Consider the following 14,938-nt stretch of genomic DNA (forward strand, 5'->3'; position numbering starts at 1 on the left):
TGGCACTATCGATACAGCAAGAAAGCTTCGCGACGCTTCAGGAATTCAGGCATCCCTTCAAGGTAGATCTTTTCCATCTCCTCCCATTCCTTTCCATCCAAAATGGCTTGCTCCATCGCTTTGTTCCCAAGTAATCGATTCAGACTCTTTGTCTCCCAATCCTTGGGGTGCAGCTTTCGGAGATGAACTGCGATCATCAATCCCGTTTGGACCGGCTGAAATGCCTCTCGATCGATGACGTCGATCTGAATCCCTTGGCAAGCCTGTTTCGCAAACTTGCTGCTGTCCGGAGTAAACTCCACAGGCAAGAAAACGACGCCAGGCAAGCCGGCTCGGTTGAGCTCCGCAGCCAGCTCGGAAGCTCGCATCCAAGGAGCACCGATCCATTCAAAGGGAGTATCGGTCCCTCTTCCCACGGAGATATTGGTCGTCTCCAACAATCCAATCCCGGGGTACAAGACGGCTTGATTCAGGGAACGCATGTTGGGGGATGGGTTGATCCAAGGAATCCCAGCGGATTCGTAATACATCGATCGTTCCCAACCCTCGCACGGCACAACCACCAAATCCAAATCCAACTTCAACTCGGCTTGCAACATCTTCGCGATTTCGCCCACCGTCATTCCATGCCGAACCGGGAGCTTGTGGTACGCGACAAACGACTCGAGCTTGTCATCGAGCATAGGACCAGCTACATCGACACCATTGATGGGATTGGGCCTGTCTAATACGACGAATCGCTTCTTGCTCTCCGATGCAGCTCGCATCGCCTCTCCCATCGTAGAGATGTACGTATAAAACCTTGCACCGATGTCTTGAATGTCGAACACGAGCGTATCGATCGACTCAAGCATTGCTGAGGTGGGGCGACGCGTCTCGCCATACAAGCTAAAAATCTTCAGACCTGTCGATGCGTCTTGACTGTCATCCACTTTTGAAATGTCGAGCTTCCCTTCGAATCCATGCTCGGGCGAAAACAACGCGGCCAACTGAAAGTTCTTCGCCCCAGCAAAGAGTTCTACGATTCCCGTTTTGTTCCGCGTCCTCGCAGTATGGTTCGTGATCAGCCCCACTTTTCGCCCCGCTAAGACGCGGAAACCATCCCGCTCCAAACAATCGAGGCCACTGAGGACTGACTGGTCCTTCGAATTCGATGTCGTGCGAGCCAAGTCCGATGCAACCACATTGAGCAGTTTTCCTGAAAGTGGATTGACCAGCCCCTTTCCATCCGGGTGAACTCGATTGCTTAAGAACACAAAGAATAGGTCTTGCGCAGGATCGATCCAAAGTACGGTACCGGTGAAACCACCATGGCCTATCGCATCCGAACTCAAGAGGTTCCCCTTGTTCGTGGAAAAGCCCGTCTGCTTGTCCCACGATAGACCGCGCACTCCCCCAGGCACAGAAACACCGCGTCCCATCAGCCGGAGAGTGCTTGGTGCAAAGACTTGTTCGGTCGATCCGTCGTTGCGTGTAGCTCTCCCGTCGTTGAGAACCATTTTTGCATATTTACCGATGTCTTCCGCCGTTGAAAAAAGACCAGCATGGCCAGCAATCCCCCCCAACTCGAACGCCCGCGGATCATGCACTTCACCTTGAATCCATGCTTCGTTTCGTTTTTCTGTGGGTGCAGCTCTCTGTTTGAGATGATCCGGGGGCAGGAACCCAGACTCTTGCATCCCGCACGGCTCGAAGACCTCGGATCGGACGAACTGGTTCAAATCGTTTCCGCTCAGCTTCTCGACGATCTTGCCGAGGACGATGAAGTTTACATCGGAATACTTGAAGGCAGTCCCGACGGGTGCAGTCAGGGGCAGATCGCAAATCTTCTGCCAAGCCACATCGGGCCCATTCTTGTAATCGGCGAGCGCATTATCTGGGATCAGCCCACTTCGGTGCACTAAAAGATCCAGAACGGTGATCGCATCTTTTTCCTTCACCCCAAAATCGGGAAAGAAGTCCACCACTTTGTCTTGAGGTCGCAGTTTCCCCTGCTCGATCAGCTTCATGATGCTCGATCCTGTCGCAACGGGCTTGGTGATGGAGGCCATGTCGAACACGGTATCGACTGTCATTGCTTCGGGAGCAGGCTCCAACCGTTTGTTTCCGTACGCTTGGAGAAAAAACAATCCCTTCGAGTCTCCCACACCGATCACGCAGCCCGGCATTCTCTTTTCTGCGATGGCGTCCGTCACCAGTTCTTCGATTCGTTTGGTCGCGGATTCCGATAGTTGACGTGCATCGATCGCTAGAACAGCAGGGGCGAAAAGCATCCATCCAGTCACGCTAGCAAGCGAGATGGCGAGCCAACTGAAATGGGGGACTTGGATCCGTTGATGGCTGGATTGCATTGGAATCGAATCGGTGAAAGGTCGGAGTTGTGGAATCGACGATTCCCAGGTTGATTGGCTTCTGATAGTCTGGCCGCTTCCAGCCGTTGAACGATCATTGCCATGCCCTGTGCGTCACGGCGTCTATGATAGACCAAATTGGTTTTTAATGGGATTCTACAATGGAAATCGGCCACCTTACCACGGAACAAACCAATCCTGCATCGATCGCAATCGATACCCTTTCCAGCTTGGAAATCATCCAATTGATGAACCAGGAAGATCGCCGCTGCGCCGAGGCCGTTGAGAAAGAATCCGCAGCGATCGCCAAAGCAGTCGACTTGATCGCCGAGCGAATGAAGCATGGTGGTAGGCTGTTCTACATCGGAGCCGGCACCTCCGGCAGGCTTGGTGTCCTCGATGCTTCCGAATGCCCGCCGACCTTCAATACGCGTCCCGAGCAAGTGATCGGGATTATCGCAGGGGGAACAACCGCCCTGACAACTGCGGTCGAAGGTGCCGAGGACGATGAGAACGCAGCCGCCCTGGATCTTCAAAAACATCAATTCGGAGCCGGAGATGTCCTGGTGGGGATCGCGACGAGCGGACGTACACCCTATGTTCTGGGTGGTCTTCAGTACGCTCGGTCACTGGGGTCAGTCAGCATCGGCTTTACCTGCAATCCCGAATCGGCATTGGAACGACACTGCGATTTGGTCATCGCCCCGGTCGTCGGCCCCGAGGTCATCAGTGGATCGACTCGACTGAAGTCCGGAACCGCTACGAAGATGGTCCTCAACATGCTCACGACAGGTACGATGATTCGACTGGGCAAAACGTACGGAAACTGGATGGTCGATCTCAGAGCGACGAATATCAAACTCAAGGCGCGAAGTATTCGGATCGTTTCTTCCCTCACGAGTCTCGATCCGCAGTCGGCTTCCCACTTGCTCGATCGATGCAACGGAGAAGTCAAAGTGGCCATCGTTGCCAACCAATGCAACGTTTCGCCCGACAGAGCCCGCGAGCTGCTGCTGCAGGCGGACGGCTCCCTAAGACGGGCTTTGCAACTGGGAAGCACGGAGTCCTCGCACCCATAACAACCAGAACGCATGCTTTCGACCCTTGCGCCGCACGCCTATCATGCCGCGCGCCTATCATGCCGCGCGCCTATCATCTTGCTGCCGTCGCAATCGCTTGCGCTCCGCCTTGCTCATCGGTCTCGAATCCGAATCGTCCTCGTCCTCATAATCGCGCGTGCTAGGTATAGACGCCCCTGTTTTGACGGGCGTCGGTGAGGAGGACGGTTTGGAAGACGTGGATGGAGGTAGGTCGCGAGCAGATTCCTCGTCGTTCTTCACTTTCGGCGGCTTTAAAGCCAGACCATCGAACATTCCAAGCCACGACTTCTTTTCCTTTGGCTCACTACGGCCTTCGGATCTCTCTGTTCGGCGCAGTGACTTGTTCGGCGCATCGGCATCCACGGCAGCCTGATCTTTACCTCGGTTCCGCCGGAACAGACCGCCGCGCGCGGGCTGATTGTCGTTGTCACTCTCTCTCGATTCAGGGGATCCCGATACAGGTGCTCTCGATTTGCGAAGCGAAACCTTTGGAATCGATGGCAAGGGGGGAATCCACTTCCGTTTGGTCGGTGCAACAGCGCTTTCGCCGTCGCCTCCCTGGAGACCGCGGTCCTCAGGATGGGCCTTCGGTCCCTTTCGACTCCACCACGATCCCTTTTTCTTCGAAAGTGGCTCAGCGTCTGGATCGTCTCGACGGACGGTTTCCCGTTCTGCCTTACTCGCTCGTTTGGATTCTTTTTCCGACCGCCGGGCTTCTCGCTCAGCGCGCTGATTACCACCGATCCCAAACCAACCGGATGTCTTCGTAAGCCCAGTATCGACTTCTCCCCCCTCGTCCTCTGCAATCGGCTCGTACTCGAGTTCTTCGTTTCGAATCTGACGATTGGGGATCCAACCAAATAATCGTCGCCCCTGCGAAGCACTCTTCACACCGCTCTCGCTGTTTCTCTCGTCGCTTTCTTCCTCTGAAATGTCCTCGACTCCGTCCTCCTGACGACGTCTCCAGAACTTCCAACCGCGGTGCGATGGCTCTTCTTGCAGGTCCCCTGATTCGGGTGGCTCGACTCGCGTTTTCTTCTTTCCTCTCGCGGAAATGACGCCGCTCTCGCCTGCCTCGCCAATTTCGTCTCGGTGGCGACGAGGCAGCTTGATCGCGGGTACCTTCCATCGGATGGGCCCAAGCTCGCATCCTTGCCGTTGTAGGAATCGCTTTTGCGCTTGAATGTACGTCGTTCTCAGATACATGGCTGCCGACTGAAATACCGCAAGAATGCCCCCTAACCAGAGGCCACCTACGAGTAAATCCAACTGCTGAGGAGGCATCGCTACTTTGAGAAGACCGGTCCCCAAAAGCGCTGAGACCGCCCATGCAACCAACCCAAAAATCCAACTCGTTACACTGCTCGGGACGCTTCGCAGCTCGCTACTCAGTCGAATGCCCAGTACCCCGATAAGCGAAGCAAAGGAGGCGAGAACCAAAGGCCAACCGCCGTACCCTATCTCCTTGCGCGCCCAACTATCAATGCTCATACCAATCAATTGAAGAACGGACGTCGAAGCATCGAAGCTCGAAAACAACGCTGCCAACGCAATGAAGACCCAAATGCGATACCTGGCCCGGTAATCATCAAGCTTGTGACGGCGCAGATTGAAAATCATACAACTCGCCAAGGAGGTCAAAAGCCAAAGCTGACTCGTGAGCCAATGCGCGATCCCATGCGGGGAACGAAGATGAAACAAATACCCGATCGGGAGATTCGTCAACGTAGCGGTTGCAGTCGCCGAACTCGACGTATGGATCCAGTAGTGCGTGAATAGCAATAGGCCGAACATGAACCAGAGACCGGTCAAAAGGATCGCTACCGTCCCCCTTCGAACGGGGATGAACTGCACCAGCCGTTGCTGACAAGTTGACCGAACCGCTTGGCTGTATCCGGGATCGCGATAGCTTCGATCGTAATCCTCTTCGTCATCCGCTACACGCGACTTCGTCCGTCGACGAGCTCGCACGGTTTCGACAGCAAGCTCCGTATCTTGAGCCAGCGAATCGAGCATCACTCGTCGTCGACGATCTTGGCGATGATTTCGAGACAGCGGCATACGCAATCACTCGACGGGAATAAGGACGCAGCAGGTCGTGCGACCGGAAAGGAAGATGGACAGTCCCATCGATTCGAATCTCAAAACGACAGCAATTTGTCAAGATCGATTCCAACCACGCTTAGCATCCTCCGGCGTCAACACGACCTTCTTTCGACGCGAAGAATGCAAGCAATAGCTCTCCAGAAGGTCGGCCGGTAGAGCAGCGGTCCCTCGCACTTTGGCGATGCGAACTTGACCAGGGAGCCTCGTGGTTCTCAACTGATTGGCGATCCGCTCCGCCCCCGCCTCGGTGAACGCGTAATGACCAAGCGCTTCTCCATGGACGCGGATTTCGAAGCGAGGCAACATAATTTGAAAGATATGCCCGCCTCGTAACCAATCCGCCATAAAGTCGTGAAAAAACCATAGCAGCAACAGGCTGCAATGCATCCCGTCTGCATCCGGATCCATCACCAATCCGATCTGATCATAGCGGTTCCCAATCGCCTGATTGACCCCTTCCCACCCCTCACCAATCTCCGAAGCGATCGCATGCAGAAAGGGATTCGATTGAACCGCCTGGCACGATAGACCTCTCACATTCGGTGGCTTGCCCTGCAAACACAATATCGACGTTCCTTCAGGAAGCGGGCAACGCCGGATCGCATTCGCCGCCGATTCTCCTTCAACAATAAGCAGCTCTCGCATCTTTCCGTTTACCCCTCACTCTCCCCTTTCGATCACCAACGCCCGGAACCACGATGTTGTGCCGCATTGCGAATCTCGTATCGATCCATTATGAACACGCGAAGGCGATCCGACACCCTCCTGGCAATTGACGAAAGCGAATAAGCGAATGCCTACCATCGCGATTCACGCGGACTGGATCTTCTCGTTGACTTCGAGTCCCATGCCAAACGCCTGGCTGGTCGCTCAAGATGGCACCATCGCCTTTTTGGGCCACGAACTCCCAATGCGTTTTCAATCGATCCCTAAGTTAGAACTGCCCAACACGGCTATCCTTCCAGGACTCATCAATTCGCACTGCCATCTCGAATTTAGCGACATGGCAGATCCAATCCAATTCAACGGCTCCTTCATCGCCTGGATTCAATCGGTCGTCCAATATCGAGCGCTCGCAGACGCGCAAGAGCTAACTGACTATCGGAAAAGGGCGATCGCTCGTGGAATCGACGAAAGCTATCAAGCTGGAACACGCGTCCTGCTCGACACGATCACCGCTCCTTGGTCCCTCGACTGGATTCAAACTCGATCGATACCAGCACAATCAACCAACTCGCCCGAACGGGAGCCTCTCCTTCGCGCCTTGATCGGCCCATCGAAATTCTACGTGCTCCCCATTCCCGAAACCCTGGACATCAACGCATCCAGAGGTGATGCGACCATCGCCTTTGCCAGGCATGTCCATGATCGAATCGCAGACCTTGAGAAACGACCATCGAGTTCCACCTCTCTATCTACGATTCTCCCTAGATTGGCCGTTTCGCCACATGCCCCCTACACGGCCTCACCGAACTTGGTCCGATTTTGGGCGGAATGGTCGAAATCAAAACAAGGCATTCTTTCCATGCACCTTGCAGAGTCGCGTGAAGAGATGGAATGGCTCGCTGCTCGCGCCGAACCGATCGAATCGGCGCTCGCCCGGTTTCGCGACCAAGCCTTCGAACGGCAATCGTCTACGATCCGCGAATTGGTCGATGCGATGCTTGATGCTTCGCTCGGAATCATCGCGCATGGTAATTACCTCGACGACTCGATCCTCGCGGATCTCTCTGCCCATAGAAACCATGTTGCAATTGCCCATTGCCCTCGCACCTACCGCCATTTCCATCCGGATCGGTCGTCCCAGCACTACCCCTTGGCGGAGCGGTTGCGTGGGAACGTGCGACATTTGCTAGGAACCGACTCCCGTGCGTCCAATCCCGACCTCTCTATCTGGAGTGAAATGCAGACGTTGTTGAGTTACCCCAACGTTTCCGGTGAGCAGATCATCGCCATGGCGACCCAAGAACCCGCGGATCTACTGGGCCTCGACGATTTCGGGACCCTCGCAGCAGGCAAACGTTCCCTATGCACCGCCATCCCGTTGGACGGGCCGCTAGAGAAAGAGGATATCTACCGTTCTCTTCTCAAGATGGGAAACTCCGCCATACCCCTCGAATCTATGGTGCATCAATCGTGATTGCCAAGGCTATCGCAGACGCTTCGGCCTACTCACCGGCTGCAATTGGTCGGGCTCCAATTATACTGGGCTGGCCTCTCGTTAGCTCCCATTCACCGAAACGACACTGAGATGCTCGCACTACGAACTGCCGTCCTCCTGCCTCTTACATTTCTGTTCCTGCTCACACACTCGAGCGCAGCTGAAACTATGCCAGAAAAAAGCTTGGCCCCCGTTCAATACCGCGTCTCGTTCCGACAAGCCGAGAACCATCGCTGCGACATTGAAGTCACCGTCCCATCCGAGGGCGCCGACACCGTCGAATGGATGATGCCTGTCTGGACTCCAGGTAGCTACTTGGTTCGCGAATACGCTCGCCAAATCGAGACGATTCAAGCTCGCGATGGCGTAACAAACCAATCCCTGGAAATAAAGAAAGCGACCAAGAATCGTTGGGTCGTTTCCACAAAAGGAGTTTCCGAAGTTGCCGTGCGATATTCGCTCTACTGCCGCGAGCTGGGAGTGCGAACGAACTGGATCGAACGCGACTTCGCATTCCTCACCGGTGCTGCAACGTTTCTAACCCCGGTCGATCGGCTTGATCGAAAGCACTTGGTGCGCATCGAATCGCTCCCCCACTGGCCAAAGGTGGCAACGAGCCTGGCCAAAGTCGACGACGATGAATGGACTCGCATGGCGGACAGTTTTGACGAACTGGTCGATAGCCCCATTCTGATCGGGGACATCGATATCCAATCGTTTGAAGCCGGTGGGGCAAAACATCATTTAGCGACGATCGGTACCGATGGTCTTTGGAACACGGCGAAAGCTGCGGAGGACGTCAAGAAAATCGTGGAGACGGAACAGGCATTTTGGGGTGCCGTTCCCTATCGCGAGTATTGGTTTCTCAACCTAGCCACCGAGTCTGGTGGAGGACTGGAACATGACAATAGCACCGTCCTGATGACCAGCCGCTGGGCCATGAAGCAAAAGGGAAAATACACCGATTGGCTGGGACTCGTTTCCCACGAATTCTTTCATACATGGAATGTTCGCCGACTACGCCCAAAAGCCCTCATGAAATACGACTTCGAGGGTGAGCAATACACGCGCGAGCTATGGGTCGCAGAGGGCGTAACCAGCTACTACGATGACCTGCTACTAGCAAGAAGCGGATTGTGCAGCCCCAAAGAATATTTGGAACGGATTAGCAAAGGGATATCGGGTGTTCAATCAGCACCTGGACGGTTGGTCCAACCGCTGAGCGAAAGCAGCTTCGATACTTGGATCAAATTCTACCGACCCGATGAAAATGCCAATAACAGCCGCGTCAGCTACTACACCAAAGGGAGTATTGTCGCGATGCTTCTCGATGCCGAGATTCGATCGGCGACCCAAAATCAGAAATCGCTCGACGATGTGATGCGAACTCTCTGGAAAGATCACTTGCAATCCGGCTATACGACCGCCGACGTTTTGCGGGCAGCCAATGCGGCCAGTGGAAAGGATCTCGCAGAATGGTTTCACCGGTCGATTGAAACTACGGAAGAACCCGATTTCACGACCTTCCTAAGTTGGTACGGTTTGGAATGGAAACCCAAGGAATCGGCGGAAGCGAAAGACAAGCCCCAACCACCTTTCCACGGCATGGATGTCAGCAATCAACTGGGCAAAGCAATCGTGGACAAAGTGGCGAAGGACAGCCCCGCCGCACAATCCGGTATCAATGTGGGAGATGAACTTCTGGCTATGGATGGCTATCGCGTCGGTGCCGAAAACCTGACCGAGCGCGTTTCGCTATACCAACCAGGAACGATGGTTGAATGGTTGGTCGCTCGACGGGGAAAGCTGATACCGATCAAACTCAAACTCGGCGTTCAGCCCTCGCAGAGCTGGACGCTGCAGCGCCTCGCGAAGCCAACCGATGAGCAAGAAGCCCATTGGAAAGACTGGCTTCGAATCCCGGAGCCGGCTCAAGACGCTGAGCAAGACAAACGTCCGTAGAGTGCTTTTCATTCTCACTTATCTAGGAATATCATGGATGCGATTTCCTCCGTCCGCCGAGCCAGCGCTCTGGCGGATCTCGAAGCGATGAACTGGTTTACCAGTATTCGGTGGCTAGCTGAAACCGAATCGACCAACAAACAGTTGGCGGAGGAATTGCGTAACGCATCGGTCACACCACCTGCCCTTTTGGTCGCGGACCGGCAGACGGGAGGCTTGGGACGAGGTGGCAATCGGTGGTTTTCCCCCGAAGGCTGTTTGATGTTCTCGATGGCAATTCCATTCAATCCGAAAGCGACATCGCTTCTTCCACTCGAAGTCGGGATGGTGGTCGCTCGTACTCTTGCTCCTGGGTGTCTTTCACGCCCGCAGGTCAAATGGCCCAACGATGTCTATATCGATGGACGAAAAATTTGCGGAGTTTTGATCGATGTCGTTCAAAGCTCTTCGGTCGCCATCGTCGGCATTGGCATTAATTGTTCCGTTTCGTTCGAGAGTGCTCCGGAACCGATCCGGCAGACGGCGACTAGCCTGCATCTATGCCGACCGAATCGCCTCGACTCCGACGCATCCCCCGAATCGATTTTGACCCAATTTTTATCCGCTTGGAGAGAATGGGAGTCGAACCGAATTGAGAACGAAACGCTCTTGTTGGACAGCTGGCCCGAATGGAGCCTGCTGGATCGTATGTGGGTGACGGTGGAGAATGCGGTCACTTTGTCGAATCACACACGCATTGAAGGTTTGTGTCTTGGGATCGACAGCTCGGGTGCTCTGAAAATAGCCGAGCCGAACGGGAGAGTGACTCCGGTCATTGCCGGAACGATCGCCTCCTTCCGCACCCCTTGAAAGCTCGACCGAAAGTCGCCCCCATACCGAACTGTCGCCATAGAGTTCCGTCATCCATCGACGCTTTTGGCGGTATCATGGCCCGAGTCTAACCCCTACCCTCATCCATCATTATTATGAAGCTTGCAAAAAGCCTGCTCCTTCTCCTCGTTGGAACGTTGATCTCGGACTGGGGCATCGCAAGTTTCCTACTGCCCAACCAGTTCATCGATGGCGGGGTCACCGGAATTTCCATGCTCCTCGCCAATTTCGTAGGACTACCGCTGGCGTTTTGGCTGGTGATTGTGAACCTACCCTTCGTCATCATCGGTTATCGACACATCAGCCGAGATTTCACGATCAAGACGGCAGTGGCGATCGTCGCGGCCGCATTATGGCTCCTCATCATCCCCTTCCCTGTATTGACCGACGACCTTCTCCTGGCCTCGGTCTTCGGCGGAATCTTCGTCGGTGCAGGTGTTGGTTTAGCCATGCGAGGGGGCGGAGTGACCGACGGGACCGAAATCATGGCACTCATTTTGAGCAAACGGATGGCAGCGACGGTCGGCGAAGTGATCTTGATTATGAACGTCGTGATTTTTCTCATTGCGGCCCTCTTTGTTGGGACGGAACCTGCTCTTTACTCCGTATTAACGTACTTCGCTGCATCGAAGACGATCGACTTCCTATTGCACGGTATCGAGTCGTACAACGGCGTCATGATCGTGTCCAGCCAAAGCGAAAAAGTGAGAGCCATGCTCCTTTCCCAACTGGGACGTGGCGTGACAATTTTGAAGGGGATCGGAGGCTACACCGCGACGGAGCAAGATATCCTCTACTGCGTGGTGACACGATTAGAACTAACCCGATTGCGAAACATTGTGAAGGAGGTCGACTCCCAAGCCTTCATAGTCATCGAGCCGGTCCACGAAGTCATCGGCGGTGTGATCAAGCAGCGCAACTACCCTTGATGCGTCAACCGATCTCTTCCTAGCCGGCCTCAGCCCGCTGTTCCCCACGCATCACCCGCCGGCCTACACACCGCTCCCAAGCGACGTAACTCAAACCGGGCCGCTCAAGTCCCTCTCGTATTTCCGAACCAGTAGATATGCTGCCTGTCGCAATAACGAAAACCATGCGAACGGCACCAACTGGGCAACCACGTACTATGCAGTTGCAATTCCTCCGCAGTGGTCCCGCGTGGCATCATCATCACGCGATCCCGATCCCATGCGTGAAGTTGCCCTAAGTACTCCAGCACTTCTTCGGCATCCAAGATGGATCCAACGACGAACTTGAGTTGGTAGTCCGTTTGTCGATTCAGACTGGATTGAATCAGGCTTTCGACGACGTGCGGGGCATGCCGTCGTAGGTCATGGTTGCGAACCCATTCATCGCTCGCCATGCCGATCGGGGTAGAGTTGCTCAGTTTTGGGCTGATCGACCAAAGATCGCATCCCCAGTCTCGATCTACGGTCCCCGCCGTCTCGATCGTTACATGCTTCCCGCTCGCTTTGCAGCCCTGCACCACCTCTCCTATCTCGTCAAAAATCGCCGGCTCGCCGCCGGTAATAACGACATGCTGGCAGGAAAACCCATCGATCCGATCGAGGATGCTGGAGACCGACAGAGTGTCCCCCTCCGGCTCCCAAGATGCGTAGCGTGTATCGCAGAACCAACATCGCAGATTGCAGCCGCTCGTCCGCACAAAAACGCTTGGAGTGCCCGAGAGCTTTCCTTCACCCTGGATGCTATGAAAAATCTCCGAAATCCTGACCACTTGAATAGGACCTGATCGAGAGGGGAAAACGCTAGGGGATACCCAAGCCATTGAAGGAGCTAGAGACGGTAGATATTTCCGACGGGAAAGGGAATTAGCCCTGTTAAGTCCCTTCCAATTTAGCAGAATATCCACATCCATTCACCACCAGGAGTTGAGACAGTGACAGGAACCCCATTTCAAGACGAACTTGAGTGCTTTGATAATTCTTTTCCAGATCGCGACTACCATATCGAGATCGTCTGCCCCGAGTTCACGTCGATGTGCCCCAAGACGGGACAACCCGATTTCGGTGTCTTGACCTTTCGCTACATCCCCGATCAAAAGTGCGTCGAACTCAAGAGCCTGAAGCTCTACCTGCAAAAGTTCCGCAACGAAGGTATCTTCTACGAGAATATCACCAATCGCATCCTCGATGACTTCGTCAAAGTCGTCCAACCGCGAACAGTTACCCTCGAAAGCAATTGGGGACCGAGAGGTGGCATCAGCTCAATCATCACCGTCACACACAATCAAAAAGCCTAGCCCGAGGCAACCTTCCTCCCTGGTTCCGCACCCGTCCTCCCTTGCTCAAAGTACTAAGCGATGAAACCGATCCTCCTCAGCGGATTTGCCGACGAAGCCGCTAACGACAAGACCGTCGAACAACAGTTCTGCGCCTTCGCCGCCATCGGCCTGAAGTACTACACGCTCCGTTTCATCGATGCAGGTGAAGGGATCCAAAACGTGATGATGCTCTCTCCTGCATCGATCGAAAAGATCCTTGCCAAGCAGCAGGAGTACGGCCTTCATGTCTCCTCGATCGGCTCTCCGATTGGCAAGGTAAAACTGCTCGATGTCGACGATGGAACTAGCAATCGATTCGTCCCCTTCTCGGAGTACTTGGAAAAGGATGTCCAACGCGCGTGCGATTTGGCAAACCAGTTCGGTACCAAACTCATCCGTGGTTTCTCGTTCTACCATCCGCGAGGCACAGACCCAGAACGCCATCTCACGCAAGCCATCGACCAACTCGGGGCCATTGCGACACAGTGCGATAAACATGGCCTCACTTTCGGTCTCGAAGTCGAAGCCAATTTGATCGGCCAATCCGGCCGCCTTCTCCAAAAGATCTATGAAGGCGTTCAACATCCCGCAATGGTTCTCATCTTCGACGGCGCCAATTTGGTTTGCCAAGGGATGTCGACTGACCAAGTCTTCGAAGAGTACTTGGCGATGAAGGATGGCCTCGGATGGGTCCACATCAAGGACTACTGCCGCCCCGCAGAAAAGACGGATCACGTCGACGAAGAGTCTCTCGCTGCATTTGTTCCAGCCGACGAGGGGGACTCGGGGCACGAGGCGATCCTCCGGGACATCAAGCGATCGCACACCGAGATCGAAGCTCGTTTGGCACAGCGAGGTATCCCCGGCTTGTTCTTCGACCTTGAACCGCACGTCAAAGGTGGCGGTCAGTTCGGTGGCTTCAGTGGTCCCGACGGATTCGGCATCGCACTTCGCGCGTTCTGCAAGGTGCTGGACTATGTGCAAGTCCCCTACTTGCTCCGAACGTATGAAGACATCCGATCGACAAGAGTCAAGCACGCGACACCCACGTAACCAAGAATCCTCAAGAGCATGTCGCATTCTGATTGGCGTTCGGAGTACCCGTTTGTATCCCGTTGGCTGACGCTATCCGATCGGATGCGCATGCACTATGTGGATGAAGGTCCCACTGCAAAGGGAAACGCGACCGAAACCGCTGCGACGATCCTTGCGGTCCATGGCAATCCGACTTGGTCGTTCTATTACCGCTCGATCGTATCGCGATTTCGCGAGAGCGCCCGCGTTCTCGCAGTCGATCATATCGGTTGTGGATGGAGCGACAAACCGCAAGACTACCCTTATACGTTGGCACAGCACACTTCCAACCTTGTGCAGTTCCTGGACAGACTTGACCTGCGGGATCTGATCCTCGTTGTTCACGATTGGGGAGGAGCCATCGGTCTTGGAGCAGCCGTGCAGCGACCCGATCGATTCGCCAAGATCTTGATCCTGAACACCGCAGCATTTCCTCCCCCCTACATACCGCTCCGCATCGCCGCCTGCAGATGGCCTTGGATCGGAACAGCCGCAATGCGTTATGGAAATTTGTTCGCAAGAGCAGCCCTTTGGATGGCGATTGATCGGTTGCCGCGGCTTTCTCCAACCGCACGCGACGGGCTTTTGGCTCCCTATAATTCCTATAAGAATCGCGTGGCCATCGATCGCTTTGTTCATGACATACCGATGCACCCAAGCCATCCGACGTATGCAGTACTGGAAAAGCTGGAACAAGACCTGTCGGTATTGGCCAGCAAACCGATACATTTCCTGTGGGGGATGAAAGACTGGTGCTTCGTCCCTCCATGCATGGAACGATTGCAACGCTCGTTTCCGAACGCCACCCGGACCGAACTAAGCGATGTGGGGCACTACGTTATGGAAGAAGCCCCCGACGAAGTCGAAGGTGCCCTTCGCCAATTGCTTGCCAAATAGGTCCACTCTCTTACGTCGTTTCAGCGTTCACTACCCCTTTGTGCCCCGCATACTTGCCCCCCTACAAAGCTTGGGGCTTAGTCGCCGGACGGATGGATCGAAATCGGTGCCGCAAGGCCTTAGTCCCGGCAGG

Annotated in this window: 12 protein-coding genes; 8 read left to right on the forward strand and 4 right to left on the reverse strand. The window is 54.7% G+C overall.

Translation table 11 applies throughout. The annotated features are described in order from the left end of the window. Nucleotides 1-5: 5 nt before the first annotated feature. Nucleotides 6-2,351, reverse strand: a complete 2,346-nt coding sequence (locus SH467x_RS00585; RefSeq protein WP_482369375.1) for an exo-beta-N-acetylmuramidase NamZ domain-containing protein — start codon at nucleotides 2,349-2,351, stop codon at nucleotides 6-8. Between the two features lie 161 nt (nucleotides 2,352-2,512). On the opposite strand from SH467x_RS00585, the gene murQ reads away from it, so the two are divergent. Beyond that, complete coding sequence (murQ, locus tag SH467x_RS00590) at nucleotides 2,513-3,430, forward strand: N-acetylmuramic acid 6-phosphate etherase (RefSeq protein ID WP_482369376.1); 918 nt, start codon at nucleotides 2,513-2,515, stop codon at nucleotides 3,428-3,430. A 57-nt stretch (nucleotides 3,431-3,487) separates the two neighbouring features. Here the strand turns inward: murQ and SH467x_RS00595 are convergent, their stop codons facing one another. Both SH467x_RS00595 and SH467x_RS00600 read right to left on the reverse strand, forming a co-directional pair. Next, on the reverse strand, nucleotides 3,488-5,512 hold the full coding sequence (locus SH467x_RS00595) for a hypothetical protein (RefSeq protein ID WP_482369377.1): 2,025 nt from the start codon (nucleotides 5,510-5,512) through the stop codon (nucleotides 3,488-3,490). A 99-nt stretch (nucleotides 5,513-5,611) separates the two neighbouring features. Continuing rightward, a complete protein-coding gene (locus SH467x_RS00600; RefSeq protein ID WP_482369378.1) occupies nucleotides 5,612-6,202 on the reverse strand; it encodes a toprim domain-containing protein in 591 nt (196 codons plus the stop codon). A 148-nt stretch (nucleotides 6,203-6,350) separates the two neighbouring features. Here SH467x_RS00600 and SH467x_RS00605 point away from each other — a divergent pair, with 148 nt between their 5' ends. The 4 genes from SH467x_RS00605 to SH467x_RS00620 all read left to right on the forward strand — a co-directional run bounded on the left by SH467x_RS00605 (nucleotide 6,351) and on the right by SH467x_RS00620 (nucleotide 11,479). Continuing rightward, the gene (locus SH467x_RS00605; protein ID WP_482369379.1) at nucleotides 6,351-7,697 is read left to right on the forward strand and encodes an amidohydrolase family protein; all 1,347 of its coding nucleotides are present in this window, start codon (nucleotides 6,351-6,353) and stop codon (nucleotides 7,695-7,697) included. Nucleotides 7,698-7,886: 189 nt separating this feature from the next. Beyond that, nucleotides 7,887-9,680: a M61 family metallopeptidase gene (locus tag SH467x_RS00610; RefSeq protein ID WP_482369380.1), complete on the forward strand. Its 1,794-nt coding sequence runs from the start codon at nucleotides 7,887-7,889 to the stop codon at nucleotides 9,678-9,680. Between the two features lie 33 nt (nucleotides 9,681-9,713). Further along, nucleotides 9,714-10,529 carry a biotin--[acetyl-CoA-carboxylase] ligase gene (locus SH467x_RS00615; RefSeq protein WP_482369381.1) on the forward strand — a complete coding sequence of 272 codons (816 nt, stop codon included), beginning with the start codon at nucleotides 9,714-9,716 and terminating at the stop codon, nucleotides 10,527-10,529. Between the two features lie 116 nt (nucleotides 10,530-10,645). Continuing rightward, nucleotides 10,646-11,479, forward strand: a complete 834-nt coding sequence (locus SH467x_RS00620) for a YitT family protein (protein ID WP_482369382.1) — start codon at nucleotides 10,646-10,648, stop codon at nucleotides 11,477-11,479. 104 nt (nucleotides 11,480-11,583) lie between these two features. Here the strand turns inward: SH467x_RS00620 and SH467x_RS00625 are convergent, their stop codons facing one another. Beyond that, nucleotides 11,584-12,288, reverse strand: coding sequence for a 7-carboxy-7-deazaguanine synthase QueE (locus SH467x_RS00625; RefSeq protein WP_482369383.1), 705 nt, complete (start codon nucleotides 12,286-12,288; stop codon nucleotides 11,584-11,586). A gap of 162 nt (nucleotides 12,289-12,450) precedes the next feature. Here SH467x_RS00625 and queF point away from each other — a divergent pair, with 162 nt between their 5' ends. The 3 genes from queF to SH467x_RS00640 are packed head-to-tail and all read left to right on the forward strand — an operon-like array spanning nucleotide 12,451 to nucleotide 14,805. Continuing rightward, nucleotides 12,451-12,813 (forward strand): preQ(1) synthase, encoded by a 363-nt coding sequence (queF, locus tag SH467x_RS00630; protein WP_482369384.1) that lies wholly within the window; start codon nucleotides 12,451-12,453, stop codon nucleotides 12,811-12,813. A gap of 60 nt (nucleotides 12,814-12,873) precedes the next feature. Continuing rightward, nucleotides 12,874-13,887: a sugar phosphate isomerase/epimerase family protein gene (locus SH467x_RS00635; protein ID WP_482369385.1), complete on the forward strand. Its 1,014-nt coding sequence runs from the start codon at nucleotides 12,874-12,876 to the stop codon at nucleotides 13,885-13,887. An 18-nt stretch (nucleotides 13,888-13,905) separates the two neighbouring features. Continuing rightward, on the forward strand, nucleotides 13,906-14,805 hold the full coding sequence (locus SH467x_RS00640) for an alpha/beta fold hydrolase (RefSeq protein WP_482369386.1): 900 nt from the start codon (nucleotides 13,906-13,908) through the stop codon (nucleotides 14,803-14,805). Nucleotides 14,806-14,938 lie beyond the last annotated feature (133 nt).

It is taken from the genome of Brakhagea slesvicensis (genome assembly GCF_052161625.1).
GTDB lineage: Bacteria > Planctomycetota > Planctomycetia > Pirellulales > Pirellulaceae > JBKCUI01.